This window comes from Arthrobacter sp. YD4, from assembly GCF_030410515.1.
GTDB lineage: Bacteria > Actinomycetota > Actinomycetes > Actinomycetales > Micrococcaceae > Arthrobacter.
Genome location: NZ_JAUHHD010000006.1, coordinates 26,604 through 52,574 on the forward strand (window position 1 = coordinate 26,604; position 25,971 = coordinate 52,574).

The 25,971-nt window shown below is 71.1% G+C and carries 24 protein-coding genes; 13 read left to right on the top strand and 11 right to left on the bottom strand.

Features of this window, described 5'->3' with window-relative positions; translation table 11 throughout:
* Positions 1 to 7: 7 nt before the first annotated feature.
* Positions 8 to 1,372: an MFS transporter gene (locus QWJ39_RS14715; RefSeq protein ID WP_290258614.1), complete on the bottom strand. Its 1,365-nt coding sequence runs from the start codon at positions 1,370 to 1,372 to the stop codon at positions 8 to 10.
* Positions 1,373 to 1,551: 179 nt separating this feature from the next.
* Between QWJ39_RS14715 and QWJ39_RS14720 the strand changes: the two genes are divergently transcribed.
* A complete protein-coding gene (locus QWJ39_RS14720) occupies positions 1,552 to 3,318 on the top strand; it encodes a RecQ family ATP-dependent DNA helicase (RefSeq protein WP_290258615.1) in 1,767 nt (588 codons plus the stop codon).
* Positions 3,319 to 3,340: 22 nt separating this feature from the next.
* Here QWJ39_RS14720 and QWJ39_RS14725 read toward each other — a convergent pair whose 3' ends face one another.
* Entirely contained in the window at positions 3,341 to 3,658 is a 318-nt protein-coding gene (locus QWJ39_RS14725; protein ID WP_290258616.1) for an acylphosphatase, read from the bottom strand.
* A 164-nt stretch (positions 3,659 to 3,822) separates the two neighbouring features.
* Here QWJ39_RS14725 and QWJ39_RS16290 point away from each other — a divergent pair, with 164 nt between their 5' ends.
* Together QWJ39_RS16290 and QWJ39_RS14735 are read left to right on the top strand one after the other, a co-directional pair.
* A complete protein-coding gene (locus QWJ39_RS16290; protein WP_356903580.1) occupies positions 3,823 to 4,092 on the top strand; it encodes a YegP family protein in 270 nt (89 codons plus the stop codon).
* A gap of 71 nt (positions 4,093 to 4,163) precedes the next feature.
* Complete coding sequence (locus tag QWJ39_RS14735) at positions 4,164 to 5,351, top strand: mechanosensitive ion channel domain-containing protein (RefSeq protein ID WP_290258617.1); 1,188 nt, start codon at positions 4,164 to 4,166, stop codon at positions 5,349 to 5,351.
* Positions 5,352 to 5,714: 363 nt separating this feature from the next.
* Here QWJ39_RS14735 and QWJ39_RS14740 read toward each other — a convergent pair whose 3' ends face one another.
* The gene (locus QWJ39_RS14740) at positions 5,715 to 6,584 is read right to left on the bottom strand and encodes a glycosidase (RefSeq protein WP_290258618.1); all 870 of its coding nucleotides are present in this window, start codon (positions 6,582 to 6,584) and stop codon (positions 5,715 to 5,717) included.
* A gap of 131 nt (positions 6,585 to 6,715) precedes the next feature.
* A complete protein-coding gene (locus QWJ39_RS14745) occupies positions 6,716 to 7,582 on the bottom strand; it encodes a DUF1295 domain-containing protein (protein ID WP_290258619.1) in 867 nt (288 codons plus the stop codon).
* Positions 7,583 to 7,720: 138 nt separating this feature from the next.
* On the opposite strand from QWJ39_RS14745, the gene QWJ39_RS14750 reads away from it, so the two are divergent.
* Entirely contained in the window at positions 7,721 to 8,164 is a 444-nt protein-coding gene (locus QWJ39_RS14750) for a DUF2177 family protein (protein WP_290258620.1), read from the top strand.
* Positions 8,165 to 8,272: 108 nt separating this feature from the next.
* The gene (locus QWJ39_RS14755) at positions 8,273 to 9,247 is read left to right on the top strand and encodes an aldo/keto reductase (RefSeq protein ID WP_290258621.1); all 975 of its coding nucleotides are present in this window, start codon (positions 8,273 to 8,275) and stop codon (positions 9,245 to 9,247) included.
* Positions 9,248 to 9,270: 23 nt separating this feature from the next.
* On the opposite strand, the gene QWJ39_RS14760 is transcribed toward QWJ39_RS14755, so the two are convergent.
* Positions 9,271 to 10,425, bottom strand: a complete 1,155-nt coding sequence (locus QWJ39_RS14760) for an adenosine deaminase (RefSeq protein ID WP_290258622.1) — start codon at positions 10,423 to 10,425, stop codon at positions 9,271 to 9,273.
* Between the two features lie 48 nt (positions 10,426 to 10,473).
* On the opposite strand from QWJ39_RS14760, the gene QWJ39_RS14765 reads away from it, so the two are divergent.
* Together QWJ39_RS14765 and QWJ39_RS14770 are read left to right on the top strand one after the other, a co-directional pair.
* Positions 10,474 to 13,110, top strand: a complete 2,637-nt coding sequence (locus tag QWJ39_RS14765) for an excinuclease ABC subunit UvrA (RefSeq protein WP_290258623.1) — start codon at positions 10,474 to 10,476, stop codon at positions 13,108 to 13,110.
* Positions 13,111 to 13,330: 220 nt separating this feature from the next.
* Positions 13,331 to 13,984 carry a transglycosylase family protein gene (locus QWJ39_RS14770; protein WP_290258624.1) on the top strand — a complete coding sequence of 218 codons (654 nt, stop codon included), beginning with the start codon at positions 13,331 to 13,333 and terminating at the stop codon, positions 13,982 to 13,984.
* 82 nt (positions 13,985 to 14,066) lie between these two features.
* On the opposite strand, the gene QWJ39_RS14775 is transcribed toward QWJ39_RS14770, so the two are convergent.
* Positions 14,067 to 14,639, bottom strand: a complete 573-nt coding sequence (locus QWJ39_RS14775; protein ID WP_290258625.1) for a hypothetical protein — start codon at positions 14,637 to 14,639, stop codon at positions 14,067 to 14,069.
* Positions 14,640 to 14,783: 144 nt separating this feature from the next.
* Between QWJ39_RS14775 and QWJ39_RS14780 the strand changes: the two genes are divergently transcribed.
* From QWJ39_RS14780 to QWJ39_RS14805, 6 genes are all read left to right on the top strand, one after another.
* The gene (locus QWJ39_RS14780; RefSeq protein ID WP_290258626.1) at positions 14,784 to 15,686 is read left to right on the top strand and encodes an MSMEG_6728 family protein; all 903 of its coding nucleotides are present in this window, start codon (positions 14,784 to 14,786) and stop codon (positions 15,684 to 15,686) included.
* Between the two features lie 86 nt (positions 15,687 to 15,772).
* Positions 15,773 to 16,687, top strand: coding sequence for an SDR family oxidoreductase (locus QWJ39_RS14785; protein WP_290258627.1), 915 nt, complete (start codon positions 15,773 to 15,775; stop codon positions 16,685 to 16,687).
* A 47-nt stretch (positions 16,688 to 16,734) separates the two neighbouring features.
* A complete protein-coding gene (locus QWJ39_RS14790; RefSeq protein WP_290258628.1) occupies positions 16,735 to 17,124 on the top strand; it encodes a DUF1622 domain-containing protein in 390 nt (129 codons plus the stop codon).
* Between the two features lie 59 nt (positions 17,125 to 17,183).
* Complete coding sequence (locus QWJ39_RS14795) at positions 17,184 to 17,963, top strand: isocitrate lyase/phosphoenolpyruvate mutase family protein (RefSeq protein ID WP_290258629.1); 780 nt, start codon at positions 17,184 to 17,186, stop codon at positions 17,961 to 17,963.
* On the top strand, positions 17,963 to 18,712 hold the full coding sequence (locus QWJ39_RS14800) for a DUF2071 domain-containing protein (RefSeq protein WP_290258630.1): 750 nt from the start codon (positions 17,963 to 17,965) through the stop codon (positions 18,710 to 18,712). Before QWJ39_RS14795 ends, QWJ39_RS14800 begins: the two co-directional genes overlap by 1 nt.
* Before the next feature lie 167 nt (positions 18,713 to 18,879).
* Positions 18,880 to 19,287, top strand: coding sequence for a hypothetical protein (locus tag QWJ39_RS14805; RefSeq protein WP_290258631.1), 408 nt, complete (start codon positions 18,880 to 18,882; stop codon positions 19,285 to 19,287).
* Positions 19,288 to 19,325: 38 nt separating this feature from the next.
* On the opposite strand, the gene QWJ39_RS14810 is transcribed toward QWJ39_RS14805, so the two are convergent.
* The 5 genes from QWJ39_RS14810 to QWJ39_RS14830 all read right to left on the bottom strand — a co-directional run bounded on the left by QWJ39_RS14810 (position 19,326) and on the right by QWJ39_RS14830 (position 25,900).
* Positions 19,326 to 21,152 carry a gamma-glutamyltransferase gene (locus QWJ39_RS14810; RefSeq protein WP_290258632.1) on the bottom strand — a complete coding sequence of 609 codons (1,827 nt, stop codon included), beginning with the start codon at positions 21,150 to 21,152 and terminating at the stop codon, positions 19,326 to 19,328.
* A gap of 2 nt (positions 21,153 to 21,154) precedes the next feature.
* A complete protein-coding gene (locus QWJ39_RS14815; RefSeq protein ID WP_290258633.1) occupies positions 21,155 to 21,298 on the bottom strand; it encodes a hypothetical protein in 144 nt (47 codons plus the stop codon).
* 1 nt (position 21,299) lies between these two features.
* Entirely contained in the window at positions 21,300 to 22,694 is a 1,395-nt protein-coding gene (locus QWJ39_RS14820; protein ID WP_290258634.1) for an OFA family MFS transporter, read from the bottom strand.
* Between the two features lie 201 nt (positions 22,695 to 22,895).
* Positions 22,896 to 25,304, bottom strand: a complete 2,409-nt coding sequence (locus QWJ39_RS14825; RefSeq protein ID WP_290258635.1) for a Tex family protein — start codon at positions 25,302 to 25,304, stop codon at positions 22,896 to 22,898.
* Between the two features lie 14 nt (positions 25,305 to 25,318).
* Positions 25,319 to 25,900 carry a heme-binding protein gene (locus tag QWJ39_RS14830; RefSeq protein WP_290258636.1) on the bottom strand — a complete coding sequence of 194 codons (582 nt, stop codon included), beginning with the start codon at positions 25,898 to 25,900 and terminating at the stop codon, positions 25,319 to 25,321.
* Between the last annotated feature and the right edge of the window lie 71 nt (positions 25,901 to 25,971).

Genomic DNA, 25,971 nt, shown 5'->3' on the forward strand with positions numbered 1-25,971 from the left:
CGTCTTTTTAGCGCGTCCGCGGCTCCCGCCAGGCGAGCGAGACCAACAGCACCACCGCTCCCAGGCCCAGCATCACGAACACCATCAGCCCCCAGTTGGCTTGGTTCACGCCGGTGCCGTAAAAGATGCCGATCAGCACGGTGGCGGTGATCGCACCCAGGTACCGGCAGGTCTGGTAGATCCCGGCCGCGACGCCGCGCTCCTCCAGCCGGGTGGACGAATACATGCCCTGGCTGGAGGCGATGCTGACCACGCAGTACGGCACGCCCAGCAGCGCGGTCATGGCGAGGACCAGCGGGACGGCCAGGGACGCGGTCAGCAGCCACATGGCCCCGGACGCCACGAGCAGCAGCACGACGCCGGCGATCAGCACCCGCCGCACGCCGAACCGGTCGATGCCCTTGACGGCGGCAGGGGTGCCCACCACGGAAATGGCCGCCAGCGGCAGCATCAGCAGCCCGACGACGCCCGGATCGTACCCGCCGGCGGTCTGCAGCAACTGCGGCAGGCCGAAGAACGCGAAGTAGTAAACGCCGCTGAACAGCACGAAGCCCAGGTACACCAGCAGCAGCGGCCGGTTCCGGCCGAGCAGCCGCAGGTCCAGGAACGGCGGACTGAACCGCAGTTCCCGCACGGCAAACAGCACCGCCAGCACCACCCCGGCGCCCAGCAGCCACCAGCGGTAGCCGGGCAGCACGTTCAGCAGCGCCATCATCACCAGCGTCAGGGCGCCGATGAACGCCCCGATGCCGGGCAGGTCCGAGTCCCGCACCAGGTCCGCCACCTTGCCGCGTTCCCGCTCGCCGTCCGCGGGGGCGAAGCGGCGGACGATCAGGATGGAGGCCAGGGCCAGCGGCACGTTGATCAGGAACAGCGCCTCCCAGCCCACCAGGCTCACCAGCAACCCGCCCACCACCGGGCCGACTGCCGCGGCGGAGGTGTTGGCCATCTGGATCCGGCCCAGCGGCCGGGTGGAGGGCACGTTGGCCTGCTTGGCCAGCGCGGCGACCATGACGACGGCGCTGGGATAGGCGCTCGCGGTGCCGAGCGCCATGAAGGCCCGGGCCACGCAGAGCAGCGCGAAGTTCGGCGCGAACGGGGCGAACGCGCAGGTGGCCGCCACCAGGACCATGCCCAGCAGGAACAGCCGGCGCGGGCCGAACCGGTCCGCCAGCTTGCCCATCAGCGGCTGCCCGGCGGCGGACGTCAGGTAGAACGAGGTCACCACCCAGGTGACGGTGGCGACGTCGAGCCGGAAGTCGGCCTGCAGCACCACCAGGGCGACGGCGATCATCGAGGAGTTTAGCGGGTTCAGCGCGGTGCCAAGGCTGAGCCCTGCGATAGCCAGACCGGTCCGGGGAGAGTTGCTCACGGCAACAGTCTGTCCCATGCGGAAAGGTGATTCGAAACGGTGTCCACGGGGCGGGTTCGGCTTGCCGCGGGCCGTCCCCGTTGCGGCGGCTCGGTCCCTGGGTGGGCCTTGCGGGCGGCGTTAGGCTGGGAGTGCGGCTGCAGCAGCCGGCCGCCGGAACCGTTCAGCGTGGAGCATCCATGACCCAGGCCACCGCAGACCCGCCCGCCGACGTGCCCGGCGCCCACGTCGTCGAGCCCGCTGTGACCGGCACGCCCGCAGCTCAAGCCAGCCCCGGCACGCCGGGACCCCGCGAGGCCGCCCTGCGCCGGATCGCGGCGGAGACCTTCGGCATCGGCACCCTGCGCGCCGGGCAGCTCGAGGGCATGGCCGCGCTGGCCGCCGGCCGCGACCTGCTGGCCGTGATGCCCACCAGTTACGGCAAGTCCCTGATTTATCAGGTCCCTGGCCTGCTTCTCCACCACTCCGGTACCCGCACCGGACCCACCCTGGTGGTCTCGCCGCTGATCTCGCTGCAGGAGGACCAGGTGGACGGAATCAACGACGCCGTCGGGCCCGGCACCGCCGTCGCCATCAACTCCGCCCACACCTCCGCGGAACAGGACCAGGCCTGGGCCGCCGCCGAAGACGGCACCGCGGTCTTCCTCTTCCTGGCCCCCGAACAGCTGGCCAAGGACAGCACCGTGGATCGGCTCGCCGCCCTCGGAATCCCGCTGCTTGTGGTGGACGAAGCGCACTGCGTCACCTCTTGGGGGCACGACTTCCGGCCCGACTACCTGCGCCTGGGCGAGGTCCGCGAGCGCCTGGGCAACCCGACGACGGCGGCCCTCACCGCCACAGCCGCCGCCCCGGTCCGCGAGGAGATCCAGCGTCGCCTGCACCTGGACCGGCCGCTGGTGCTGGTCCGCGGCTTCGACCGGCCGAACATCCACCTGGCCGTGACCCGGCACCACGAGGACAAGGCGAAGCGCCGGGCCGTCATCGCGCAGGCCACGGCATTCGTTGCGGAGCTGCGCGGCCCGGGCCTGATCTACGCCGCCAAACGCAAGGACACCGAAAAGTACGCGGCGAAGCTGACCCGGACCGGGCTCCGGGCCGCCGCGTACCACGCCGGCATGCCCGCCCCCGAGCGCACCGTGGTGCACGAGGCCTTCCAGGCCGGAACGCTGGACGTGGTGGCGGCGACCACCGCGTTCGGCATGGGCATCGACAAGCCGGATGTCCGCTTCGTGCTGCACGCGGACATCCCGGAATCCCTGGACAGTTACTACCAGCAGTTCGGCCGGGCCGGACGGGACGGGCAGCCGGCCCGGGCGGTGCTGCACTACCGGTCCGAGGACCTGGGCCTGCGCCGCTTCTTCACCACGCACACGCCGGACCAGCCCTCCCTGCGGGTGCTGCTGGCGGTCCTGGCCGCCAAGGACACCCCGCTCGCCCGCGACGAGCTCGCGTCCCGGACCCGCTTCCCGTCCCGGCGGATCACCGCCCTGCTGAACCAGCTGCAGGACACCGGACTCCTCCACAGTGACGACGACGGCGTGCGGCTCACCGGAGACCCGGAGGCGGCGCTGGCGCTGGCCGTCGACCTCGCCGAGACGCGGGGACGGGTGGACCGGTCCCGGGTGGAGATGATCCGCGGCTACGCCGAGACCCACCACTGCCGGCGGCAGTTCCTGCTGGGCTACTTCGGCGAAGAGCTGGCCGGCCCCTGCGGCAACTGCGACACCTGCCTGGCCGGGGAGGCTGCTCCGAGTGGGGCCGCGGACGACGGCGGGGATTCCGGGGGCGGCTTCCCCGTGGGATCCGCTGTGGTCCACGCCGAGTGGGGCCCGGGCCAGGTAATCCAGCGCGACGGCGACGTCCTCACCGTGCTCTTCGATTCCGAGGGCTACAAGACCCTCTCCCATCGAGCCGTCCTGGAGCGGGGCCTGCTAAAGCGTGCCTAAAACGGCATGTGCACCACCGGCCTCAGTACGTGACGTCGAAGTCGGTGAACTCGCCGGTGGCCGGGGTGAGGGATTCCTCAACGTGGTCGACCCGGCCGGGCGCGTCCGGGGACCGCAACCAGGCCCGGAGCTCCAGCACCACCGCCTGCGGTCCCTCCGCCACGAGCCGCACCGAGCCGTCGTCGTCGTTTCGGACCGTGCCGGTGAGCCCCAGCTTCGCGGCCTTCCGCACCGTCCAGTACCGGAAGCCGACCGCCTGGACCATGCCCGTGACCCGGGCCGTGAGCCGCACGCCGGCGCCGCCGTCGGGCCCGGACCGCTCCCCAGTTTTCTCCGCCATGGACCCAATCTAGCCCCGCACCGGAGTGTCCGGTATCCGGGACCTTCGCCCCTTTCAGCCCCCGCACGGCATTGCGGAGGGTGGAAGGAGACCCTCCGGCGGGGTCCCGGGGACACCATCCGACGTCCCGCGCACCCGCCGGATCGCCTGAAAGGAACAAGACAATGGCAGGACAATTCGAGATCTTCACCGACACAGATTCGAACGTCCGGTTCCGGCTGTTGGGGGCGGACGGCACAGTGCTCGCTGTCTCCAAACCCTTCGAGGACAAGCGCTCGGCGGCTGACGGCATCATGGCCGTCCGCGAATGCGCCGGGACCGGCCTGATCCGCGAATCGCACGCCACCCCCTGGGGCGGCACCACGTGGACCAAGAGCAGCCAGGCCGCCCGGGCCGGGCACCACCACCTCCGGAGGCACCTGCCCGCCGTGTAAACCGTGAGCGGACCCACGTTGACAGGGCCGCGATTTCAGCCGGGGCGGGAATCCTTGCTACACCTTGGAAGATGCAAGAGTTCCTCTCCTCCGCAATGCCCTTCCTGGCCGTGGCCCTGGCCATCGTCGCCGGGCTGGCCGCCTCTTGGCTGGTGCGACGCATCGTCCTGCGGCTCAACCGCAAGCAGGAGGCGCTCCGGGAAACCTCCCGCGTGGCCCGGCTGCCGCTGCGCTTCGCGCTCTGCCTGATCGGGGTGCGGATTGCCCTCGCCGCCACCACGAACGACGCCGACTGGCGCCGCACGTTGGACCACGGCCTCGTGATCGCCCTGGTCGCCTCCGTCGCGTGGCTGGCGATCGCCGTGCTGCTGATCATCGAAACCCTGGTCACCACCCGCTACCGGGTGGACGTGGCGGACAACCGGCGGGCCCGGCGGCTGCGCACCCAGGTGATCCTGGCCCGGCGGATAGGCGCCGCCCTGATCGCCATCGTGGCGCTGGGCATCATCCTGCTGACCTTCCCCGCGGTCCAGGCCCTGGGCGCCGGGCTGCTGGCCTCCGCGGGCCTGATCTCGATCGTGGCCGGCCTGGCGGCGCAGACCTCCCTGGTCAACGTCTTCGCCGGGATCCAGCTGGCCTTCACCGACGCCATCCGGGTGGATGACGTGGTGGTGGTGCAGAAGGAGTGGGGCCGGATCGAGGAGATCACCCTCACCTACATCGTGGTGCACATCTGGGACGACCGGCGGCTGATCCTGCCCTCGACCTACTTCACCACCACCCCGTTCGAGAACTGGACCCGGCGGCAGTCCGAGGTGATGGGCACGGTGGAGTTCGACCTGGACTGGCGCGCGCCCGTCTCCGCCATGCGGGCCGAGCTGAAGCGGGTCCTGGCGGGCACGGAACTCTGGGACCAGCGGGTGGGGATCCTGCAGATCACCGACGCGACCGCCGGCTACGTCCGGGTCCGGATCCTGGTCAGCGCCGCGGACAGCGCCGCGCTGTTCGACCTGCGCTGCCTGATCCGGGAGGAGCTGGTGCTCTTCCTCCAGGAGAAGCACCCGACGGCGCTGCCGCACTTCCGGGTCGAGTCGCTCCCTGCCGGGATAGTGGCACCGGATCACCGGACCCCGACCGACCCCCATGATTCCCAGCTGTTCACCGGATCCCTGGAGGCGGTGGAGCGCTCCAAGGCCTTCTCCGGCCCGGGCGAGGACGTGTTCGAGGACCGGGACAAGTCCGCCGCCTCGCAAAACTAGGGGCTCTTCCCAGCGCGGGGATGCGGGCAGATAATCGGGGGCATGACCATCCCCCCGCCGCCCGGACCCGATCCGTTCCCGCCGGAACCCGGCCCCACCTCGCCGGAACCTCAACCCGGGGACCCGTTCCCGCCCGAGCCCGGTCCCACGCCGCCGCCAATCCCCCAGCCGACGCCGAGTCCGGCTCCCGGGCCCGCCCCGGAGCCGGGACCGACGCCGCCGGGGCCGCTGCCGATCCCCGACCCGGGGCCGGTCCCGCCGCCGTCGCCCATTCCGCCGGGGCCTGACCCCACCCGGTTCTAGGCCATAAAGAACAGGCCGGGGCCCTGTGCGGGGCCCCGGCCGGTTCATGGTTCTTGCGCGTTACTCGGTGACTATGTCGCGGGTGCGGTGGTCGTAGCGGATCACCAGGGGTCCGCCGCGGTGGTGCACCTCGTGGTTGGCGCCGTCGAAGGCGCCGAACCGGCCGTAATTTTCGTCCCAGGAGCGGTTGATGGCGATCTTGAAGCTGTAGGCGCCTGCCGGCAGGTGCGCGGCGAGCTTCCACAGCTGGTCCACCTCGTCCAGCTGCATCTGGGACTCGTCGTACTGCGGGGCCCAGTTGGCCGGGGCGCCGAGCAGGACGTTGAAGTCACCGGCGACGGCGACCTCGGCGGGCTGCTCAACGGCGGGTTCAGCGGGGGGCGCCTCAGCCGGGGCCGCCTTGTCCGCGGCCTTGCGCTTGCGAACGGCCTTCGCCACCGGGGCCACGGCCTCCTCGACCAGCTTCGCGGCCGTGTCCGCCACCTTCTCGGCGACCTTTTCGACCGCCTTCACGGCCTTCTCCGCGCCGTGCGCGGCGGCCTTCGGTGCGCTGTGGCCGGCCGGTGCCGCGGGAAGCGGGGTGTCGGCCGGGACGGGGGTGCCGGCGTCGAGCGCGGCGGTGAAGGCGGCCGGGTCCGCGAAGGCGACCGTGGCGCGCTGGCCGTCCTCGGTAATGGTCCAGCCGGAGCGGCCCTTGATCAGCCAGCCGGCCTTCACCAGTTTCGCGGACGCGGTGGTGAGCGCCTTGTGGCCGCGGGGAATGCCGCCGCTGAGCAGTTCCCGCTCCTTGTCATTCAGCGGGACCCGTGCGATCGCCTCGCCGAGGACGACGCCGGCGTTCAGCTTCTCCCCGGACCACACCCCCTCGGTCAGGACGTCCAGCACAGCTTTCAGGCGAAGGTTAGTGTTTTCCGCAGCGTTCGCGCCCATGGGTCTCCTCTAGCAGCAATTGATCCACCTGCATTTTGCCAAGGTTCCCCGGCATCCGCGACCGGGCGCGTCGATTGTGCGGGTGTCGTGACCGGATATGACGCGGCGTAGTGACGTGGAAGAGACGTGGGTCAGAGCTTGGGAATGAGCACCGGGGTGTTCTTTTTGTACTCCTCGTAGTCGGCCTGGCCGCCCCACTTCCTGTCCGCCTTCTTCTCCAGGTGCGGGACGCCGCTGACCTTGGTGATCAGAAGGGCGACGAACACCGGGGAGATCAGGGCCACCCACTGCCAGCCCTGCAGCACGGGCAGGGCGATGATGGCGACGCCCACCCAGAGCAGGATCTCGCCGAAGTAGTTGGGGTGCCGGGACTTCGCCCAGAGCCCGGTGTGAATGAACTTGCCCTTGTTGGCCGGGTCCGCGCTGAATTTGCCCTTCTGCCGGTCCGCCGTCGCCTCGATGCCGAACCCGGCGACCCAGATCAGCACGCCGATCAGGGCGAACCAGTCCAGCCCCACGCGGTTGGCCGAGGTCATGGCCACCCAGGCCGCGGCGGCGGTGAAGGCCACCCAGATTCCCTGCATGGTCCATGTGCTGAGGAAGCGGACGAACGAGGGCTTGATCTCATCGAAGCGGTCGTCCTTGCCGGCCTTGCTGATTCGGCGGAACAGGAAGGACCCCAGCCGGGCGGCCCACACGAGCACCAGGGCCGCCAGCAAGAAGCCTCGGGCGTCGATTCCGGGGGTGAGCAGCATCAGCATCACGGTGACGGCGATGTAGGTCAGCGACCCGGTCAGGTCGTAGAAGCGCTCCGTCTGGCGAAGGTAGGCCGGAATGAACGCCAGCCATTGGATGATGAAGGCGGCCGCCACGGCCAGGGTGAACACCGGGATGCCGCCGGCCGCCGCCCCGTTCTGGCTTCCGGCCCAGGCGAGCCCGGCTCCGAGCAGCACCACCACCGGAATGGCGGCGAGGGCCTTGCGTTCGGACTCTTTCATGGACGTTCCTTCCCTAGGCGGCCCGGGTCCCGGTGCCGGCACTGACTACTAAGCCTACGAACTAGTATTGGGGAAAGTTCCGGCTCCCCCGGCCACGCCCCACCGCTGAACACGCATCACCCCTAGAAGGAGCCCCTCATGACCCGTCCGCTCAGGAAATGGCTGCTGGCTTACGCGGTGACCGCCGTGATTTTCGCCGCCGTCGACGCCATCTGGATCCTCACCGTGGCCACCCCGCAGTACCGCAGCCAGATCGGCCACCTGCTCCCGGCCAGCTTCAACGCCGCCGGCGCCGTGCTGTTCTACCTGGTCTTTGTCGCCGGGATCGTCCACTACGGCGTCCGCCCGACGGACAGCCGCGCCAGCCTCCGGAGCCGGGCCGGGTCCGGGGCGCTCTTCGGCTTCTTCACCTACGCCACGTGGGCGCTCACGGCGTTCGCCGTGCTCAAGGACTTCCCCGCCGTCGTCGCCGTCACGGACATCGCCTGGGGCGCCGCCGTGTGCGCCGCCGTCAGCCCGCTGGTGGCCCTGATCCTGCGGCTGCACCGACACCGCGCCGGCGCCGTGACTCCCGGGGACTGAACGACCGTTGCTCCGGGCAATCAGGCTGGCTACAGTGGCCTGATCGCCGCCACCCCCGCTCCCCAGGGGGCCGATCCGCGGCCCTCCCACTGTGTCAGGAGAACCCCCATGGAACACCGCACGCTTGGTTCGCTTACCGTCTCCGCCCTGGGCCTCGGCTGCATGGGCATGAGCGAGTTCTACGGCAAGGGCGATGAGCAGGAATCCGTCGCCACCATCCACGCTTTCCTCGACGCCGGCGGCACCCTGCTGGACACCGCCGACATGTACGGGCCCTTCACCAACGAGAAGCTGGTGGGCGGCGCGATCAAGGGGCGCCGCGACGACGTGGTGCTGGCCACCAAGTTCGGCAACGAACGCCGCGAGGACGGCTCCTGGGTGGGCATCAACGGCAAGCCCGAGTACGTCCGGGCCGCGTGTGACGCGAGCCTGCAGCGCCTCGGCGTGGACCACATCGACCTGTACTACCAGCACCGGGTGGACAAGACCGTGCCGATCGAGGAGACCGTCGGCGCCATGGCCGAACTGGTCCAGGCCGGCAAGGTCAAGTACCTGGGGCTCTCGGAGGCCAGCGCGGACACCATCCGCCGGGCCCACTCCGTGCACCCGATCACCGCGCTGCAGACCGAGTACTCGCTGTGGGAGCGGGAGCCGGAGACCAAGGTGTTCCCGGTCCTGGCCGAGCTGGGCATCGGCTTCGTCCCCTACAGCCCGCTGGGCCGCGGCTTCCTCACCGGGCAGCTGCGCAGTGAGGACGACTTCGCGCCCGACGACTTCCGCCGCCACTCCCCGCGATTCCAGGGCGAGAACTTCACCCGCAACCTGGAGCTGGTGGACCGGGTGACCGAGCTGGCCACCGCCAAGGGTTGCACCCCGGCGCAGCTGGCGCTGGCGTGGTTGCTGGCCCAGGGCGAGCACATCGTCCCGATCCCCGGCACCAAGAAGCGCGACCGGCTGCAGGAGAATCTCGGAGCCGTCGACGTCGAACTCACCGCCGAGGACCTGGCCCGGCTGGAGGAGCTGGCACCGGCAGGGGTGGCCGCCGGCGGACGCTACCCGGACATGGGCAGCATCGACGCCTAGGCTCTCCCGGCCCCGCCTCCGGCTTAGCGGCCGGAGGCGGCGAGTTCGGCCAGCAGCTCGGTCTTGCGCTCCTCGCTGGCGAACGAGGACCGGATGGAGTTCGCCGCGAGCCGGACACAGTCGAACTCAGAGAGGCCGATCACGCTCCGGAGCTGGGTGAAGTTGTCGTCCACGTACCCGCCGAAGTACGCCGGATCGTCCGAGTTCACGCTGACGTTCAGGCCCGCGGCCAGCATGCCCGGCAGCGGGTGCTCGGCCAGGGTGTCCACCGCGCGAAGCCGGACGTTGGAGAGCGGGCACACGGTCAACGGCATCAGCTCCTGAACCAGGCGCTCCACCAGGTCCGGGTCCTCCATGCAGCGGATGCCGTGATCGATCCGCTCAACGTCCAGGACATCCAATGCCTCGACGATGTACGACGGCGGCCCCTCCTCGCCGGCGTGCGCGATCCGGTGCAGCCCGGCGTCCTTGGCCCGGGCGAAGAGCCGCTCGAACTTCGACGGCGGGTTGCCCACCTCCGCGGAGTCCAGGCCGATCCCGGCGATCGGGGCATCCATCGCCAGCAGCTGCTCCAGCACCTCCAGCGCGGACTCCTCGGACAGGTCGCGCAGGAACGCCGCGATCAGCAGCGTGGAGATGCCGAACTCCTCCTGCGAGGTGGCCAGCACGGAGGCGACGCCGTTGACGCAGGTTTCCAGGGCGACTCCGCGGGAGAGGTGCGCCTGCGGGTCCAGCATGATCTCCGCGTGCCGCACCCCGGCGGTGGCGGCGCGGGACAGGTAGGCCCGGGTCATGTCCGCGAAGTCCTGCTCGGTCTGCAGCACGGCCATGTTGGCGTAGTAGAGGTCCAGGAACGACTGCAGGTCCGTGAACTCGTAGCGGGCGCGCAGTTCGTCCAGGTCCGCGTACGGCAGGGTGATGTTGTTCCGCTCCGCGAGCGCGAAGATCAACTCCGGCTGCAGCGTTCCCTCGATGTGCAGGTGCAGTTCTGCCACCGGCAGCGGGCCGTGGACCTCCTCCGGGACCTCCGCGAAGTCGGGGACCCCCTCGGGCCGGGCCTCTGCTGGGTTCTCCGCTGCCTGTGCCGTTGGCTCCTCCGCCTGCGGCGCCCCATTAACTGCCTGCGGCGCCCCATTAACTGCCTGCGGCGCCCCAGCGCCGCCGTCGTAACTTTCCATTCGGTAAGGATATGCCCGCCGCGGGCCGGGCCGGATAGAGTCAATACAATGCAGAATGATCAGCAGGCTTCCGATTTCCCCGGCCTCGCGCCCGAGGCGCCCACGGACGGGTTCGTCCGGGTCCGCGGCGCGCGTGAGAACAACCTGCGCAACGTCGACGTCGACGTCCCCCGCGACGCGATCGTCGCGTTCACGGGGGTGTCCGGCTCCGGCAAGTCCTCGCTGGCCTTCGGCACCATCTACGCCGAGGCCCAGCGCCGCTACTTCGAGTCGGTGGCGCCCTACGCCCGGCGGTTGATCCAGCAGGGCCACAACCCCAAGGTGGAGCTGATTACCGGGCTGCCGCCCGCCGTCGCGCTCCAGCAGCGCCGCGGCACGCCCAGCTCCCGCTCCACCGTGGGCACGGTGACCACGCTGTCCAACTCGGTGCGGATGCTCTTCTCCCGCGCCGGCACGTACCCGGCCGGCGCCGCCCCGCTGGATTCGGACGCGTTCTCGCCCAATACCGCCGCCGGCGCCTGCCCGGAATGCCACGGCCTGGGCATCGCCCACACCGTGACGGAGTCCTCGCTGGTCCCGGACGCCACGCTGAGTATCCGGGACGGCGCGATCGCCGCGTGGCCGGGCGCTTGGCAGGGCAAGAACCTCCGCGACATCCTCAGCCACCTCGGCTACGACATCGACACCCCTTGGCAGAAGCTGCGCAAAAAGGACCGCGACTGGATCCTCTTCACCGAGGAGCAGCCCGTGGTGGAGGTGACGCCGCAGCGGGACCGCGTCGCCAAGCCGTACAAGGGCCGGTTCTGGAGCGCCCGCAGCTACGTGCTGCACACCCTGGCCGACTCGAAGAGTTCCACCATGCGCGAGAAGGTCCTGAAGTTCATGGAAACCGGGCCGTGCCCGCGCTGCGGCGGCAGCGGCCTGCGGCCCGAGGCCCTCGCCGTGACCTTCGCGGGCCGCACCATCGCCGAGCTGAACGCGGTCCCGATGAGCGAACTCGCCGACATCATCCGACCCACCACCGAGCTGACCGGCGCCGGGACGGCGTCACGGAAACAGTCCTCCGGGGAAACCAACGAGGTGGCGGTTGCGATCACCCGTGACCTGCTGCAGCGGGTCACCGTGCTGCTGGACCTGGGCCTGGGCTACTTGGCGCTGGGCCGCTCCACCCCCACCCTCTCCCCGGGCGAGATGCAGCGGCTGCGGATCGCCACCCAGCTGCGGTCCGGGTTGTTCGGCGTCATCTACGTCCTGGACGAGCCCTCCGCCGGCCTGCACCCCGCCGACGCCGAGCCGCTGCTGGCCGTGCTGGACCAGCTGAAATCCGCAGGCAACTCGGTGTTCGTGGTGGAACACAACATGGACGTGGTGCGCCGGGCGGACTGGCTGGTGGACGTGGGTCCGCGGGCCGGCGAGGGTGGCGGCGAGGTGCTCTACAGCGGCCCGGTGGACGGCCTCGCCGGGGTGGACGCCTCGGTGACGCGGCCGTACCTGTTCCCCGAGGCCGCTTCGGTTTCCCGGGCGCGCAACGACGGCGGTGCGGGTTCGCGCGGCGACGACGGCGGTACCCGGGAACCGTCCGGGTGGCTCCAGCTGCGCGACATCAGCCGCCACAACCTGCAGCACCTCGACGCCGACTTCCCGCTGGGCGTCCTGACCGCCGTGACCGGCGTCTCCGGGTCCGGCAAATCCACACTGGTCAGCCAGGTCCTGGCCGAGGTGACCGGCCGCTGGCTACACGGGGACAACGACGGCGCTGACGGCGACGGCACGTCCGGCGGAGCTGCCGGCACCCCCGTCGGTTCCGCCGCCGGCCCGGAAGTCGCCGAGGACGCCGCGGAGCTCGCCGAACCACTGACCGTCGGGCCCGTGACCGGCCTGGAACTGATCGACCGGCTCGTCAAGGTGGACCAGAAGCCGATCGGCCGGACGCCGCGCTCCAACCTGGCCACCTATACTGGCCTGTTCGACGCGGTCCGGAAGGTCTTCGCGACGACGGACGAGGCCAAGGCCCGCGGCTACGGCGCCGGCCGGTTCTCCTTCAACGTCGCCGGCGGCCGCTGCGAGACCTGCCAGGGCGAAGGCTTCGTCGCCGTCGAACTGCTCTTCCTGCCCGGCAGCTACGGCCCGTGCCCCGAATGCCACGGTTCCCGCTACAACCCGGAAACTCTGGAGGTCACCTACCGGAGCAAAAACATCGCGGAGGTTTTGGGCATGACGGTGGACGCCGCCGCCGAATTTCTTGCCCCCGTGCCGGCCGCGGCCCGCGCCCTGCAGACCCTCCGCGAGGTGGGCCTGGGCTACCTCCGGCTGGGCCAACCCGCCACCGAACTCTCCGGCGGCGAGGCGCAGCGGATCAAGCTCGCCACCGAACTTCAGCGCGCCCAGCGCGGGCACTCGCTCTACCTGCTGGACGAGCCCACCACCGGGCTGCACCCGGCCGACGTCGAGCTGTTGATGGCCCAGTTGCACCGCCTGGTCGACGCGGGAAACACGGTGGTGGTGGTCGAGCACGAGATGGACGTGGTGGCCGCCGCCGACTGGGTGATCGACCTCGGCCCGGCCGGCGGGGACGCCGGCGGCAGGATCATCGCCGCGGGCGAACCGGCCGCCGTCGCCCGCTCCGCCAAGAGCCGCACCGCGCCGTACCTGAAGTCCGCCCTCGGAAGCCGCGCCCGGCACTAAGGGAAGCGCTAGGGCCGGCGGCGGGGTTGAAACCTGCGGCGGTCTGCCCTAGCGTGGGCGGATGCCCGGAATCGGGCGATCGCATGCCCGGTGCTGCCTCCACCAGAACTGCCCGACCGGCAGACACCGCAGATGACCTCTATTGTCAGGGGCGGGCAGTGGCGCGACAACGCCCGGGGACGGGCCGAGCGCAGGTGGCCCTCAGGAGCAGCTGAACCACATGAAGACTTCAACCCTCACCACTGCCGCGCGCCGCGGCGCCGCCCTGGCCGCCATCTCCGCCGCCGGCGTCGCACTCTCCGCTACCGCCGCCAGCGCCGCGACCCCCGCCGCCACGTCCACCTCCACCTGGGACGCGCTGGCCCAGTGCGAGAGCGGCGGCAACTGGAGCACCAATACCGGCAACGGATTCTCCGGCGGCCTGCAGTTCACCCAGAGCACCTGGGCGGCCAACGGCGGCAAGGGTTCCCCGGCGAACGCCACCCGCGAGCAGCAGATCGCCGTCGCCCAGAACGTCCAGGCCAGCCAGGGCTGGGGCGCGTGGCCGTCCTGCGCCGCACAGCTGGGCCTCAGCGGAGGCGGCGGGGCGAGCGTCCCCGTGCAGTCCGCCCCTGTCCGGAGTGCCCCGGTTCAGGCCGCGCCGCGGTCTGCCCCGGTCCAGTCGCCGGTCCAGGCACCCGTTCCCGCCCGGCACGCGGCCCCGGTGGCCCTCAGCGGCGAGACCTACACCGTGCAGAGCGGCGACAGCCTCAGCACCATCGCCGAGCACCTGAACATCAAGGGCGGCTGGCAGGCCCTGGCCGACGCCAACACGGACACCATCAGCGACCCGAACCTGGTCCTCGCCGGGCAGGTCCTGCAGCTTCCGGCCTAACTTTCAGGCATGACACAACGACGACGCCGGGGCGGCCTTGGGGGGCCGCTCCGGCGTCGTCGTTTGTTGTCTCTGCAGCTGCTCAGGCGGCGCGGGGCAGTTCGCGGATAATGCGGACCTTCCACGCGGCGTCGTCGCTGGTGTCCAGCAGCGCCACCGTGCCGTGGGCCAGGTTCAGGGCCACGCGCTTGGCGGCGAGGAGCTCAAGGTAGAGCTGCTCGTTCATCCGGGCGGGGGTGTCGATGACGTACTTCACGGCGTCGCGGACCTTGCGGTAATTGTCGCTGCGCTCCCGGTGCAGGTGCAGTTCAAGCATCCGGCGCTGCTTCAGCCGCGGCTCGTGCCGGTTCAGCCAGGTCACCGCGGCGTGAACGGCCACCACCAGGGCCACGGACACCACGTAGATTTCCCAGCCGCTGGAGAGCAGGAACAGCGGCAGGTTGGCGATGGCGACCAGGGCGATCAGCATCCGGAACGCCAAGATCCGGCGCATCGTCAGCGCCACCGACGCCAGGGCCGCGCGGAAGCCGTGCTGTTCCTTGCGGGCCGCGGCCGGATCCAGAGTGAATTCCTCGAGCACCAGAATGCCGTTGGCTTCCGGGCTGAGCATTTGTCCGTATTTGGGCGCAAAAGGCGCCGTCGATTCAGGGGTCATGGCGGATCTTCCGTGAAGCGGGGTGGTTCCGATCCATGATAGAACTCCCGGCTGGGAGCTGTCTGTAGGCGCCCGGCATGTGAACACGCTCACCCCGGGCGGCCCGCAATTGGTGATGCGGGGCCGCGGCCTCAAACTGGAGAGATGCAAACTTTCCTGCCCTACTCCGATTTCCGGCAAAGCGCCGCGGCCCTGGACCGTGCCCGGCTGGGCAAGCAGCGCGTCGAGGCCCTCCAGGTGCTCCGCGCCCTGGTCATCCCCCAGTACGGCTGGCAGACCCACCCGGCCGTCCGGATGTGGATGGGCCACGTCCCCGCGCTGACTATGTACGGTCTGGCGATGGTGGATGAATGGGTGGCCCGCGGCGGGGAAGACACCACCCGCGGCCGGATCCTGGAGTTCGCGCCGCAGGCCGGCCACCCGGACTACGCGGACCGGATCCAGATGCCATACTGGCTGGGCGACCCCGGGTTCCACCTCGCCCACCGCTCCCGCCTGCTGGCCAAGGAGCCCTCGTTCTACGCCGACGTGTTCCCCGGCACGGACCCGGACCTAGAGTACCTCTGGCCGGAGCCCAAGCTCGAGCTGCTGCCGGAGGACCCCGAGGGCGAGAAGATGTGGATCCTGCGGCTGCCCGTCGAGGGCACCGATCCCTCGGACCTGTTGACGGTGAGCCTGCCGCCCGTGCGCGGCAAGGGCGCGGCCCCGGACGACGGCGAGTACCAGTTCGTCTACGCCGAGCCCACCTCCCGCCGGCCGGAGAAGAACGCCAAGAAGCGGCCCGCGAAGGCGCAGCCGAAGAAGCCCACCCGCAAGCGTCTGGCCCAGGAGGAGGCGTTCACCACGCTCCCGGGCAAGTCCGTGGTGGCTGTCCCGTTCGACGCCGGCCGCACCTTCGCCGTCGGCAAGGTCGTGGGCCGTCCGATCGAGGTGGAGGGCCGGTTCGCCCGCAACTTCGAGGTGGACGAGGTCATCGCACGCGAGGAGTTCGACTACCCGGCCCTGCTCCAGGATCCCCGGCTCTTCTTCCCGATCCCCGCGCGCTAGGCGGGCGGGGCGGCTCGCGCGGACCTAACCAGCCCGGCGACGCCCCGAAACCAAGGCCGCTCCGATTTGCTGGCAGACTTGCCGGTATGACTGTTCTGCTTGCCGGATGCGGCGACCTGGGGACTGAGGCCGGGCTGCGGTTCGCCGCCGCCGGACACCGCGTGGTGGGCTGGCGCCGCTCGCCGGAGAAGCTGCCTGCCGGGATCGAGGGTTTCGCGGCCGACCTGACCCGCGGCGTGCTGCCGCCGGTCCCGGCGGACACCACCGCCGTCGTCGTGGCCGTCGCCGCCGACTCCCCCACCGAGGAGGCCTACCGCGCCGCCTACGTCGACGGCCTGGCGCGCGTGCTCGACGCCGTCCTCGCCTCCGGGGCTCCCGTGCGGCGGGTGTTGTTCGTCTCCTCCACGGCGGTCTACGGCGACGCCGACGGCGACTGGGTGGACGAGACCACCGCACCGAACCCCGGCGGCTTCTCCGGCCGCATCATCCTCGAGGCTGAGCAGCTGCTGGCCGAGCGGCTCAAAGGTACGGGGATCGCCCCGGTGGTGCTGCGGCTCGGCGGGATCTACGGCCCCGGCCGGACCCGCCTGATCGACATGGTCCGCGGCGGCAAGGCCACACTGCCGGCCGGTTCCAAGCTCACCAACCGCATCCACCGCGACGACGCCGCCGCCGCGATCGTGCGCCTCTGCACCATGGAGGCCGAACCAGCACCGCTCTACCTGGGCGTCGACAACGAACCGGCCGAGATGGCGGACGTCCTCACCTTCCTCGCCGCGGAGCTGGGCCTGCCCGCCCCGCAGCCCGAGGATCCCGACGGCGGCGGCCGCACCGGCAGCGACCGCCCCACCTCGGGCCGTTCCTCCGGCGAACCGTCCCGCGGCGGCAACAAGAAGGTCAGCAACGCCCTGCTGCGCGGCACCGGCCTGGAGTTCACCTACCCTAGCTACCGTGAGGGCTACCGCGCCGTGCTGGCCGGCGTCGGCGTCCGCCACCCCTAACTCGGACAGCAGCAGAACCACACCACCCACCAGCCCCAAGGAGCAGCATGGACTTCAGGAGCATCATCGAGGCCGTCGGCGGCTTCATGGACTTCGCCGGGGTGGCGGTGATGGTGGTGGGCGCCCTGGTGTCGCTGCCGATGGCGCTGCGGGGCGTCCAGCCACGTGGCCTGCCCGCGGATTCGGAGCCGCTCTCGAAGTACCGTTCCTACCGGCAGCTGCTGGGCCGCTCGATCCTGCTGGGCCTGGAACTGTTGGTCGCGGCGGACATCATCCGCACCGTGGCCATCACACCCACCTTTGAGAGCGTCGCCGTCCTCGCCATCATCGTGCTGATCCGGACGTTCCTGAGCTTCTCGCTGGAACTGGAAATCACCGGCCGCTGGCCCTGGCAGAAGCCGTCCGCCGGCAGCCGGGCCGAGACCGGCGCGGCCTGACCGTTCCTCCCTGAGCAAAACCCCTTCTCCGGCCAGCCGCACCCGGTTAGGCTCGCGAAATGACGGAAACCACAGCCTCCAAAGCCACCGAACTCGTCCGCCTGCACCAGGCCCCTGAGATCCTCCAGGTCGTCAACGTCTGGGACGCCATCAGCGCCAAGGTCATCGGCGACGTGCCCGGCACCCGGGCCCTCGCCACCGCCAGCCACTCCATCGCCGCCTCGCTGGGCTACGAGGACGGCGAGAACATCCCGCTCGATGAGATGATCGCCGCGATCGGGCGGATCACGGCGGCCACTGAGCTGCCGGTCAGCGCCGACCTCGAATCCGGCTACGGCACCCCCGGCGAGGCCGTGCGGAAGGCGATCGGCGTCGGCGTCGTCGGCGCGAACGTCGAGGACCAGATGCGTCCCCTCGCGGACGCGGTCGCCCAGATGCGCTCGGTCAGCGAGGCCGCCGCGGACGAGGGCATCGACTTCGTCCTCAACGCCCGCACGGACGCGTTCCTCAAGGGCAAGGACCGGGACCGGCGCGAGGTCCTGACCGACGCGATCGAACGCGGCCGCGCCTTCCTGGACGTCGGCGCCACCACCGTGTTCGTGCCGGGGCTGCTGGACGAGGAGACCGTCGCGGCGCTGGTGGACGGGATCGGCTGGAATAAGGTCTCCGTCATCAACGTCCCCGGCTCCCTGGCCCCGGCCCGGCTGCAGGAACTCGGCGTCGCCCGGATCTCCTACGGCCCGTGGACCCAGCGGGTGGCGCTGACCGCCCTGGCCGACACCGCCGCCCAGCTCCTCGCCGGCGGCGCCCTGCCCGACGGCACCCGGCCGCTGAACTGATGGATCCCTGGCCCGCGGCGCCGGAGCTGCCCCGCCCGGTCATCATGGACCAGCGCTGGAGCGACGCCGTGTTCCTGCACTGGCGCATCCCCCGGGCCACCGCCGCGCGTTTCATGCCCGCGGGGGTGGAGCCGGACGAGTTCGACGGGTCCGCCTGGGTGGGCCTGATCGGCTTCCGGATGCAGGGCGCTGGCATCGGCACCGGCCAGGCCATCCCGTATTTCGGCAGCTTCACCGAGATCAACGTCCGGCTCTATTCGCGGGAACCGGACGGCACCCGGGGCGTGGTGTTCCTGTCCCTGGACGCTTCCCGGCTGGCGGTGGTCGTCGCGGCGCGGGCCGCGGGCATCCCCTACGTCTGGTCCCGGGACGGCTACCGCCCGCCGACCCCGGAGGACCCGGCCACCGGGTACACGGTGCGGCGGTTCCGGGGCGGCGCGGCCAGCGACTTCGCCGTGTTTCCGGACTACGACGCCGACGCCGAAGACCCGCTGTCCGTGCACCTGACGGCGCGGTTCGGGCTGCACTCCCGGTTCCGCGGCCGGACCCTCTACATCCCCAACACGCACACCCCCTGGCCGCTGTACCCGGCGCGGATCGCGCGGCTGGAGGACGGGCTGGTGGCCGCGGCCGGGATCGCGGTGGACGGGCCGCCGGAGTCGGTGCTGTACTCCCCCGGGGTCCGGACCCAGTTCGGCCGGCCCCGGGCACTGACGGGTTCCGGCCGGGCGGGCTCCGGCCGCGGCTGAGGCGCTCCCCCCGATCCGTCCTGACGGGCTTCAAGGGTCTTTCTTCCCTGTCCGTCGCGCCCGGGGAGGCGTGTAGTGGATGGGGTCCGGTCTCCACCCCCGGGAGCCAAGGCAGGCACATCATGGAGCACATCTCCCCACCGCGTAGACGCCGCATGGTCGCCCTGATGGGAGCAGCCGTCCTGTGCGGATCATTGTTCGCGGCCGCGGATCCCGCCCGGGCCGACGACGGCGCTCCGGTCAGCATCGAGGCGGCGGCCCTCCGCAGCCACGGCGCGGACGTGAGGGTCAGGCTCAGCTACCGGTGCGATGAGGGCCGGAGCGCCGGCGTCGGATTCGTCCTCAGCCAGGCAACACCGTCCGGGCCCGACGTCGTCGGTGGCGCCGGTACGGGCCAGCGCCCCTGCACGGGCGAAACCGAAACCGTCACGCTCACGTTGCCGGCCACAGGCGGCCGCTTCGCTTCCGGAGAGGCCTCAGCGGCAGGTTCGCTCTTCACCAACGCGCCCGGAACACCGGACACTATCGAGCAGTTCACGACGACGGTCTGCCTGGAGCACGGCGGACCACGGTAGCCAAGCCGGTCTTTGACCGTCCCGCCGCCGCGTCCGGGTTATCGTCCCGCGGCGTACCCTTGCGCGCCCCGCGGGTTCGCGGCCGCCTGCAGCACGCCGGTTTCCGGGTCGCGCGCGACGGCTGAGATCCGGCCCAGGCTCCAGCCCGGCGCCGTCGTCACCACGTGGCCGCGGCGCTTCAGCCCGGCGATGACCTCGTCGCCCAGCCGTTCCTCGACCACCGCGCCGCCGGGTTCCCAGGTGCGGGGCCAGAAGGAGCCCGGCATCGACGTCGTGTGCAAGGTGGGCGCGTCAACGGCCTGTTGCGGCGTGTACCCGCCCACGATGGTGCGCAGCAGGTAGGGCAGCTGCCACTGGTCCTGCTGGTCGCCGCCGGGTGAGCCGAGGGCGGTGACGGCCTGCCCGTCGCGGAGCACCAGGGTGGGCGTCAGCGTGGTGCGGGGCCGCTTCCCCGGCGTCAGGGTGGAGGGTGTGTCCTCCTCGAGCCAGGTCATCTGCAGCCGGGTGCCCAGGCAGAATCCCAGCTCCGGGATGGCCGGGGAGGACTGCAGCCAGCCGCCGGAGGGGGTGGCGGAGATCATGTTGCCCCAGCGGTCGACGACGTCCACGTGGCAGGTGTCGCCGCGGGTTTCCCCGGTGCGGGCGACGGTCGGTTCCCCGGCGCCCAGCCCCGCGGGGCCCGGCCCGGCGCCGTCGTGGACCAACGCGGGCGGTGTGTACTCGGTCCGCAGCGGCGGCAGGTAGGGTTCCCGGCCCGGTACCGTGCCGGGGCGGAACTCGTGGGAGGCCCGCTCGGTGATTAGAGCCCGCCGTTCGGCGCAGTATTCCGGTGAGAGCAGGTAGTCCAGCGGCACGTCGGTGTCGCCGTAGTAGGCCTCGCGGTCCGCCAACGCCAGTTTCTGCGCCTCCAGGATGGTGTGGGCCCCGAGCTCGGTGGACGGGTCCAGGTACCGGTCCTCAAACCCGTCCAGGATCGCGAGTGTCTGCAGCAACGCAGGGCCCTGTCCCCAGGGTCCGGTCTTGGCGATGGTGTGGCCACGGAACTCGACGGTGGCGGCGGGCTCGTACCCGGCGCGGAATCCGCCCAGGTCCCCGGCCGCCAGCACGCCGGCGTGGTCCGTGCCGGAGGAGTGCCGGTGCGGGAGCTGGACGGAGGCGACGATGGCGCTGGCCACGAATCCCTCGCTCCATTCGCGCCTTGCCGCGTCGATCCGGTCCTCGCGGAAGCCTGACTTCGCAACGCCCGCCGCGACCAGGCGTTCCAGGGTGCGGGCGTACGCGGGGTTGCGGAACAGTTCCCCCTCGGCGGGGATGGTGCCGCCGGGCATCCACAGCTCGGCGGAGCTAGGCCAGTGCTCGCGGAACAGCTCGGCCACGGTCGCGATCGTGGCGCCGACCCGGCCCAGCAGCGGGTGGCCGTCGCGAGCGTAGCCGATCGCGAACTCCAGCACCGCGTCCAGTTCCCAGGTGCCGTGGTCGCGCAGCAGGAGGAGCCAGGCGTCGACGGCGGCGGGCACGGCCGCGGCGAGGGCCCCGGACCCGGGAACCAGGTCCAGGCCCTCGCTGCGGTAATGCTCCGCGGTGGCGGCGGCGGGCGCCGGGCCCTGGCCCATGAGCACCACCGGGGTGTCCGGGTCCGCAGCGGTGACGAAGACGCCGGTCATGTCCCCGCCGGGACCGTTGAGGTGGGGCTCGACGACGTGCAGGACGAAGGCTGCGGCGACGGCGCCGTCGATCGCGTTGCCGCCGCGTTCCAGCACCGCCTGCGCGGCCGCCGTCGCCAGCCAGTGCGTTGAGGCACTCATGCCGAAGGTGCCCTGCAGGGTGGGCCGGGTGGTGAACTGGTCCGGAGCGGTAAACGTCATGCTCAGCCGAACAGCGCCGTCACTTTGGTCAGCGTCTCGTAAACGCCGTAAGCCAGCGGCAGGCCCACCAAGGCCCACGCGATGGTCAGCCGGGCGGGGGACGCGTTAACGGGGGTGTCGGCTCCGTGCGGGTGCTGGGTGCTCATCTCAGGCCTCCATAGCGGGTTCGGTGGAGCGGTTGCTCTCGGGACGGGGTTCGTGGAAACGGGCAGCGACGGGCTTGACCATCAGGTTGGCCACGAAGCCCACCACCAGCAGGGCCACCATGGTCAGCAGCGCCGGCTGGTAGGAAGCGGCATTGAGCTTGCCCGGGGTGCCCTGGGCGTCGAGGAACGCGTTGACGATCAGCGGCCCGGCGACGCCGGCGGCGGACCAGGCGGTCAGCAGCCGGCCGTGGATCGCGCCCACCTGGAAGGTCCCGAAGAGGTCCCGCAGGTAGGCCGGGGCGGTCGCGAAGCCGCCGCCGTAGAAGGAGATGATCAGGAACGCCAGCGCCACGTAGAGGATGGTGGTGGAGGACCCGGCCAGCGCCAGCAGCACGTACAGCACGGCGCCGACGCCCAGGTACACCATGTAGATGCGCTTGCGGCCGGTGACGTCGGAGGTGGCGGACCAGGCGAAGCGGCCGGCCATGTTGCCGATGGACAGCAGCCCCACGAAACCGGCGGCGACGGCGGCGCTGACCAGTGAGGTGCCGCCGGGCTGGCGGAAGAAGTCCTGGATCATCGGAGCGGCCTGCTCCAGGATGCCGATGCCAGCGGTGACGTTGCAGAACAGCGCCACCCAAACCAGCCAGAACTGCGGGGTCTTCACCGCGTTCTTGGCCGAGACATTGTCCGTGGTGACCAGCTTCGCGGCCTTGACCTTGGACGGGTCGAAGCCGGCGGGCTTCCAGCCGTCCGCGGGGACCTTGATGGTGAACGCGCCGAAGAGCATATAGGCGAGGTAGACGACGGCGAGGGTCAGGAAGAGTTTGCCGACGGCGTCGCCGCTGGCCACCCAGCCCTGGGCGCCGGAGTTGGGGTCGTAGGCCTTCAGCAGGGCGGTGGAGACGGGGCTGGCGATCAGCGCGCCGCCGCCGAAGCCCATGATTGCCATGCCGGTGGCCAGGCCCGGCCGGTCCGGGAACCATTTGATCAGGGTGGACACCGGCGAGATGTAGCCGATGCCCAGGCCTATACCGCCCACCACGCCGTAGCCCAGGTAGACCAGCCACAGCTGGCGGGTGAAGATGCCGAGGGAGCCGATCAGGAAGCCGCTGGCCCAGAACATGGCCGAGGTGAACATGGCCTTGCGCGGGCCGTTCTTGTCCACCCAGGTGCCCATGATGGCGGCGGAGAGGCCCAGCATCACGATGGCGATGGAGAAGATGATGCCGATCTCGGTCAGGCTGGCGCCAAAGTGTTTGACCAGGGCGGTCTTGTACACGCTGGTGGCGTAAGCCTGGCCGATGCACAGGTGCACGGCGAGCGCGGCGGGCGGAACCAGCCAGCGGTTGAACCCCGGAGGGGCGATTGTGCGGTCACGGTCCAGCCAGCCCATTGGTGCTCCCCTTGCTCAGTCGGAGACGACGCCGTCCCCGCAGATTGATCTGCGCCTCCCCGGGGCACAGAGGCGAAAGGCCTCACTTGGGCCGTTGCCTTCGGCAATCATGGTGCAGATCACACGTCGGCGTCGAGGTTCCGAAGTCACGACGGGCGGTTTCACGATGAGCGGTAGCATTTTCGCGACGAACGGTAGGCGCTACTCCCCTAGTCCCGCCCGCCGAAGGGCTTCGGCCATCGCCGTGTTCCCCGGCGCCGGGGCGGCAGGCGCCTTCGGAGCCGACGCCGGCCGTGGCCCGCGCTGGCCCCGACGCTCGCCGCCGGCCCCGCCCTGCCGGTCGCCGCCGCCCTGGCGCGGTGCACCGCCGGCCTGGCCCCCGCGCTCACTCCCGCCGCCCTGGCGCGGTGCACCGCCGCCGGGTTCGTCGTCGATCCGCAACGTTAGGGAGATGCGCTTGCGCTCGGGGTCGGCCTCGAGCACCTTGACCCGGACCACCTGGCCGGATTTGACCACCTCATGCGGGTCGGCGACGAACCGGTTGGCCAGCGCGGAGACGTGGACCAGCCCGTCCTGGTGCACCCCGACGTCGACGAACGCGCCGAACGCCGCCACGTTGGTGACGGTCCCCTCCAGCACCATGCCCGGCACCAGGTCCGAGATCTTCTCCACGCCCTCGCGGAAGCTCGCCGCGGCAAACTCGGGCCGCGGGTCACGGCCGGGCTTGTCCAGTTCGGCGATGATGTCCCGCACCGTGGGCAGGCCAAAGCTGCCGTCCACGAAGTCCTGCGGGTTCAGCACCGCGACGCTGCCTGCACCGGCGGCGGCCTTGATCCGGCGCGCCAGCGGGTAGGACTCCGGGTGGACGCTGGAGGCATCCAGCGGCTCCGCTCCCCCGCTGATCCGCAGGAACCCGGCGCACTGTTCGAAGGCCTTGGCACCCAGCCGGGGGACCTTCTTCAGCTCGCTGCGCTTGGCGAAGGGCCCATGCTCGTTCCGGTACGCCACGATGTTCTCGCTCAGCAGCGGCCCGACGCCGGCCACCCGGCTGAGCAGCGCCGGGGAGGCGGTGTTGACGTCCACGCCGACCGCGTTCACGCAGTCTTCGACGACGGCGTCCAGGCTGCGGTCCAGCTTCGACGCCGTCACGTCGTGCTGGTACTGGCCGACGCCGATCGACTTGGGTTCGATCTTCACCAGCTCCGCGAGCGGGTCCTGCAGCCGCCGGGCGATCGAGACGGCGCCGCGCAGGGAAACGTCCATTCCGGGCAGCTCCGCTGCGGCGAGCGCCGAGGCGGAGTAGACGGACGCACCGGCCTCGGAGACGACGAGCTTCTGCGGGGAGGTGCCTCCGGCACCGAGCTGCTTGATCAATTCGGCCGCGAGCTTGTCCGTCTCCCGTGAGGCGGTGCCGTTGCCGATCGCGACCAGCTCTACCTCGTGTTTGCGGGCCAGGGCGGTGAGGGTGCGGAGCGCCTCGTCCCATTTCCGGGCCGGTGCGTGCGGGTAGACCGTGTCAGTGGCGACGACCTTGCCGGTGCCGTCCACGACGGCGACCTTCACACCGGTCCGCAGTCCCGGGTCCAGGCCCAGGGTGGCCTTGTTCCCGGCCGGGGCGGCGAGCAGCACGTCGCGGAGGTTCGCGGCGAAGACCCGCACGGCCTCGTCCTCCGCGGCGGCGAACATCCGGCTCCGCAGGTCACCGCTCAGCCGGGTCAGGACCCGGGAGCGCCACGCCTGCTGCGCGGTCTGCAGCAGCCAGGCGTCGGCGGGGCGGCCGCGGTCGGCGACGCCGAGGAACCTGGCCATGGCGGCCTCGTAGCGGGCGCGGGCGGCGGCCAGGGCGGCGTCGTCGTCCGGAGCCGCCTCGCTCAGGTCCAGCTCCAGCACGCCGTCCTTCTCACCGCGCAGCAGCGCGAGGACCCGGTGGGAGGGCATGCCGGCCGGAGCCTGGGCGAACTCGAAGTAGTCCTTGAACTTCTGGCCCTCCGCCTCCTTGCCCTTCTTCACGCGGGAAACCATCCGGCCCTGGGTCCAGAGCCGCTCCCGCAGCGTCTCGGCCAGGTCGGCGTCCTGGGCGACGCGTTCGACCAGGATGGACCGGGCGCCGGCGAGTGCGGCGGCGGCGTCCCCAACGGCGTGCTCGGGGTTGAGGTAGCGGGCCGCCTCCCGCTCCGGGTCGCGGTCCGGGTGCCGGAGCAGCGTGTCCGCGAGCGGCTCCAACCCGGCCTCGCGGGCGGCCTGGGCCTTGGTGCGGCGCTTGGATTTGAACGGCAGGTAGATGTCTTCGAGCCGGGACTTGGTCTCGGCCCCGACGACGGCTGCCTCCAGCTCCGAGGTCAACGCGCCCTGGGCGGCGATCGCCTCGAGGATGGTCCGGCGGCGGTCCTCGAGTTCGCGCAGGTAGCGGAGGCGCTCCTCCAGGGTGCGCAGCTGCGTATCATCCAGGGTGCCGGTGGCTTCCTTGCGGTACCGGGCGATGAAGGGCACCGTGGAGCCGCCGTCGAGCAGGGCCACCGCCGCCGCTACCTGCCAGGCCTTGACGCCCAGCTCCTCGGCAATCAGGGTGTCGATGGCGGTGGCTGGACGGTGCTGGGAGCTGGAGTTCACCCAGCCATTTTGCCCTATCCGGGCTCCCGCACGTCCTGGACCACCTCGTTATGGCGCAGGAACCAGGGCTTGAACGGCGGGTCGAACCGGGCGAACCGCGGCGGTCCCACGGGGGTGAGGCCGGCGAGGCCCAGCGCCGCGTGCAGGCCCTCGAGGCGGCGCCGGAACGCGTCCTCGGTTCCGGCGCCGGAGAACCGGACGGCCGCGGCCAGGGACCCGGGCACGGAACGGATGTGCACCTCGGGGCTGGTGGGCACCGGCGCCGTCTCCGCCGTCATACCGGCCGGGAGCACGAACGCCACGGCGAAGTCCGCCGGGCCGTCGCTGCCGGGCAGCGGACCCTGCTGCAGCACGGGTGCGGTCATGGCGATTTTCTGCCCGGATCCGGAAGCCTGCAGTACCGGGGCGGTCATGGCCACCTTCTGCCCGGCGGTGTTGGCGCCGCTGATGTAATTGAAGAGGTAGCGGAAGGCCGCGTTTCCGGCCCGGTCGAACCGGGCGTTGACCTGCACCTCGGCGACAACATGGGCGGGGTAGCGGCGGAGTTCGAAGTGCGGATAGCTCCGCACCAGGTCAAAGGGCTGCTGTTCGGTCATGGTAATCCGACCCTACGCCGGTCCTCGCGGCGCGGCCAGACCTGGCCGCGTGCCAGGGGCCCGGCGGCTTT

What these genes read in the sequence shown, in the direction of transcription:
- QWJ39_RS14830 (WP_290258636.1), bottom strand. Translation starts at nt 25,900, where the DNA reads ATGACCGAACAGCAGCCCTTTGACCTGGTGCGGAGCTATCCGCACTTC.
- QWJ39_RS14790 (WP_290258628.1), top strand. Translation starts at nt 16,735, where the DNA reads ATGGACTTCAGGAGCATCATCGAGGCCGTCGGCGGCTTCATGGACTTC.
- QWJ39_RS14785 (WP_290258627.1), top strand. Translation starts at nt 15,773, where the DNA reads ATGACTGTTCTGCTTGCCGGATGCGGCGACCTGGGGACTGAGGCCGGG.
- QWJ39_RS14755 (WP_290258621.1), top strand. Translation starts at nt 8,273, where the DNA reads ATGGAACACCGCACGCTTGGTTCGCTTACCGTCTCCGCCCTGGGCCTC.
- QWJ39_RS14750 (WP_290258620.1), top strand. Translation starts at nt 7,721, where the DNA reads ATGACCCGTCCGCTCAGGAAATGGCTGCTGGCTTACGCGGTGACCGCC.
- QWJ39_RS14795 (WP_290258629.1), top strand. Translation starts at nt 17,184, where the DNA reads ATGACGGAAACCACAGCCTCCAAAGCCACCGAACTCGTCCGCCTGCAC.
- QWJ39_RS14820 (WP_290258634.1), bottom strand. Translation starts at nt 22,694, where the DNA reads ATGGGCTGGCTGGACCGTGACCGCACAATCGCCCCTCCGGGGTTCAAC.
- QWJ39_RS14810 (WP_290258632.1), bottom strand. Translation starts at nt 21,152, where the DNA reads ATGACGTTTACCGCTCCGGACCAGTTCACCACCCGGCCCACCCTGCAG.
- QWJ39_RS14800 (WP_290258630.1), top strand. Translation starts at nt 17,963, where the DNA reads ATGGATCCCTGGCCCGCGGCGCCGGAGCTGCCCCGCCCGGTCATCATG.
- QWJ39_RS14780 (WP_290258626.1), top strand. Translation starts at nt 14,784, where the DNA reads ATGCAAACTTTCCTGCCCTACTCCGATTTCCGGCAAAGCGCCGCGGCC.
- QWJ39_RS14760 (WP_290258622.1), bottom strand. Translation starts at nt 10,425, where the DNA reads ATGGAAAGTTACGACGGCGGCGCTGGGGCGCCGCAGGCAGTTAATGGG.
- QWJ39_RS16290 (WP_356903580.1), top strand. Translation starts at nt 3,823, where the DNA reads ATGGCAGGACAATTCGAGATCTTCACCGACACAGATTCGAACGTCCGG.
- QWJ39_RS14725 (WP_290258616.1), bottom strand. Translation starts at nt 3,658, where the DNA reads ATGGCGGAGAAAACTGGGGAGCGGTCCGGGCCCGACGGCGGCGCCGGC.
- QWJ39_RS14775 (WP_290258625.1), bottom strand. Translation starts at nt 14,639, where the DNA reads ATGACCCCTGAATCGACGGCGCCTTTTGCGCCCAAATACGGACAAATG.
- QWJ39_RS14720 (WP_290258615.1), top strand. Translation starts at nt 1,552, where the DNA reads ATGACCCAGGCCACCGCAGACCCGCCCGCCGACGTGCCCGGCGCCCAC.
- QWJ39_RS14735 (WP_290258617.1), top strand. Translation starts at nt 4,164, where the DNA reads ATGCAAGAGTTCCTCTCCTCCGCAATGCCCTTCCTGGCCGTGGCCCTG.
- QWJ39_RS14740 (WP_290258618.1), bottom strand. Translation starts at nt 6,584, where the DNA reads ATGGGCGCGAACGCTGCGGAAAACACTAACCTTCGCCTGAAAGCTGTG.
- QWJ39_RS14770 (WP_290258624.1), top strand. Translation starts at nt 13,331, where the DNA reads ATGAAGACTTCAACCCTCACCACTGCCGCGCGCCGCGGCGCCGCCCTG.
- QWJ39_RS14815 (WP_290258633.1), bottom strand. Translation starts at nt 21,298, where the DNA reads ATGAGCACCCAGCACCCGCACGGAGCCGACACCCCCGTTAACGCGTCC.
- QWJ39_RS14745 (WP_290258619.1), bottom strand. Translation starts at nt 7,582, where the DNA reads ATGAAAGAGTCCGAACGCAAGGCCCTCGCCGCCATTCCGGTGGTGGTG.
- QWJ39_RS14765 (WP_290258623.1), top strand. Translation starts at nt 10,474, where the DNA reads ATGCAGAATGATCAGCAGGCTTCCGATTTCCCCGGCCTCGCGCCCGAG.
- QWJ39_RS14805 (WP_290258631.1), top strand. Translation starts at nt 18,880, where the DNA reads ATGGGAGCAGCCGTCCTGTGCGGATCATTGTTCGCGGCCGCGGATCCC.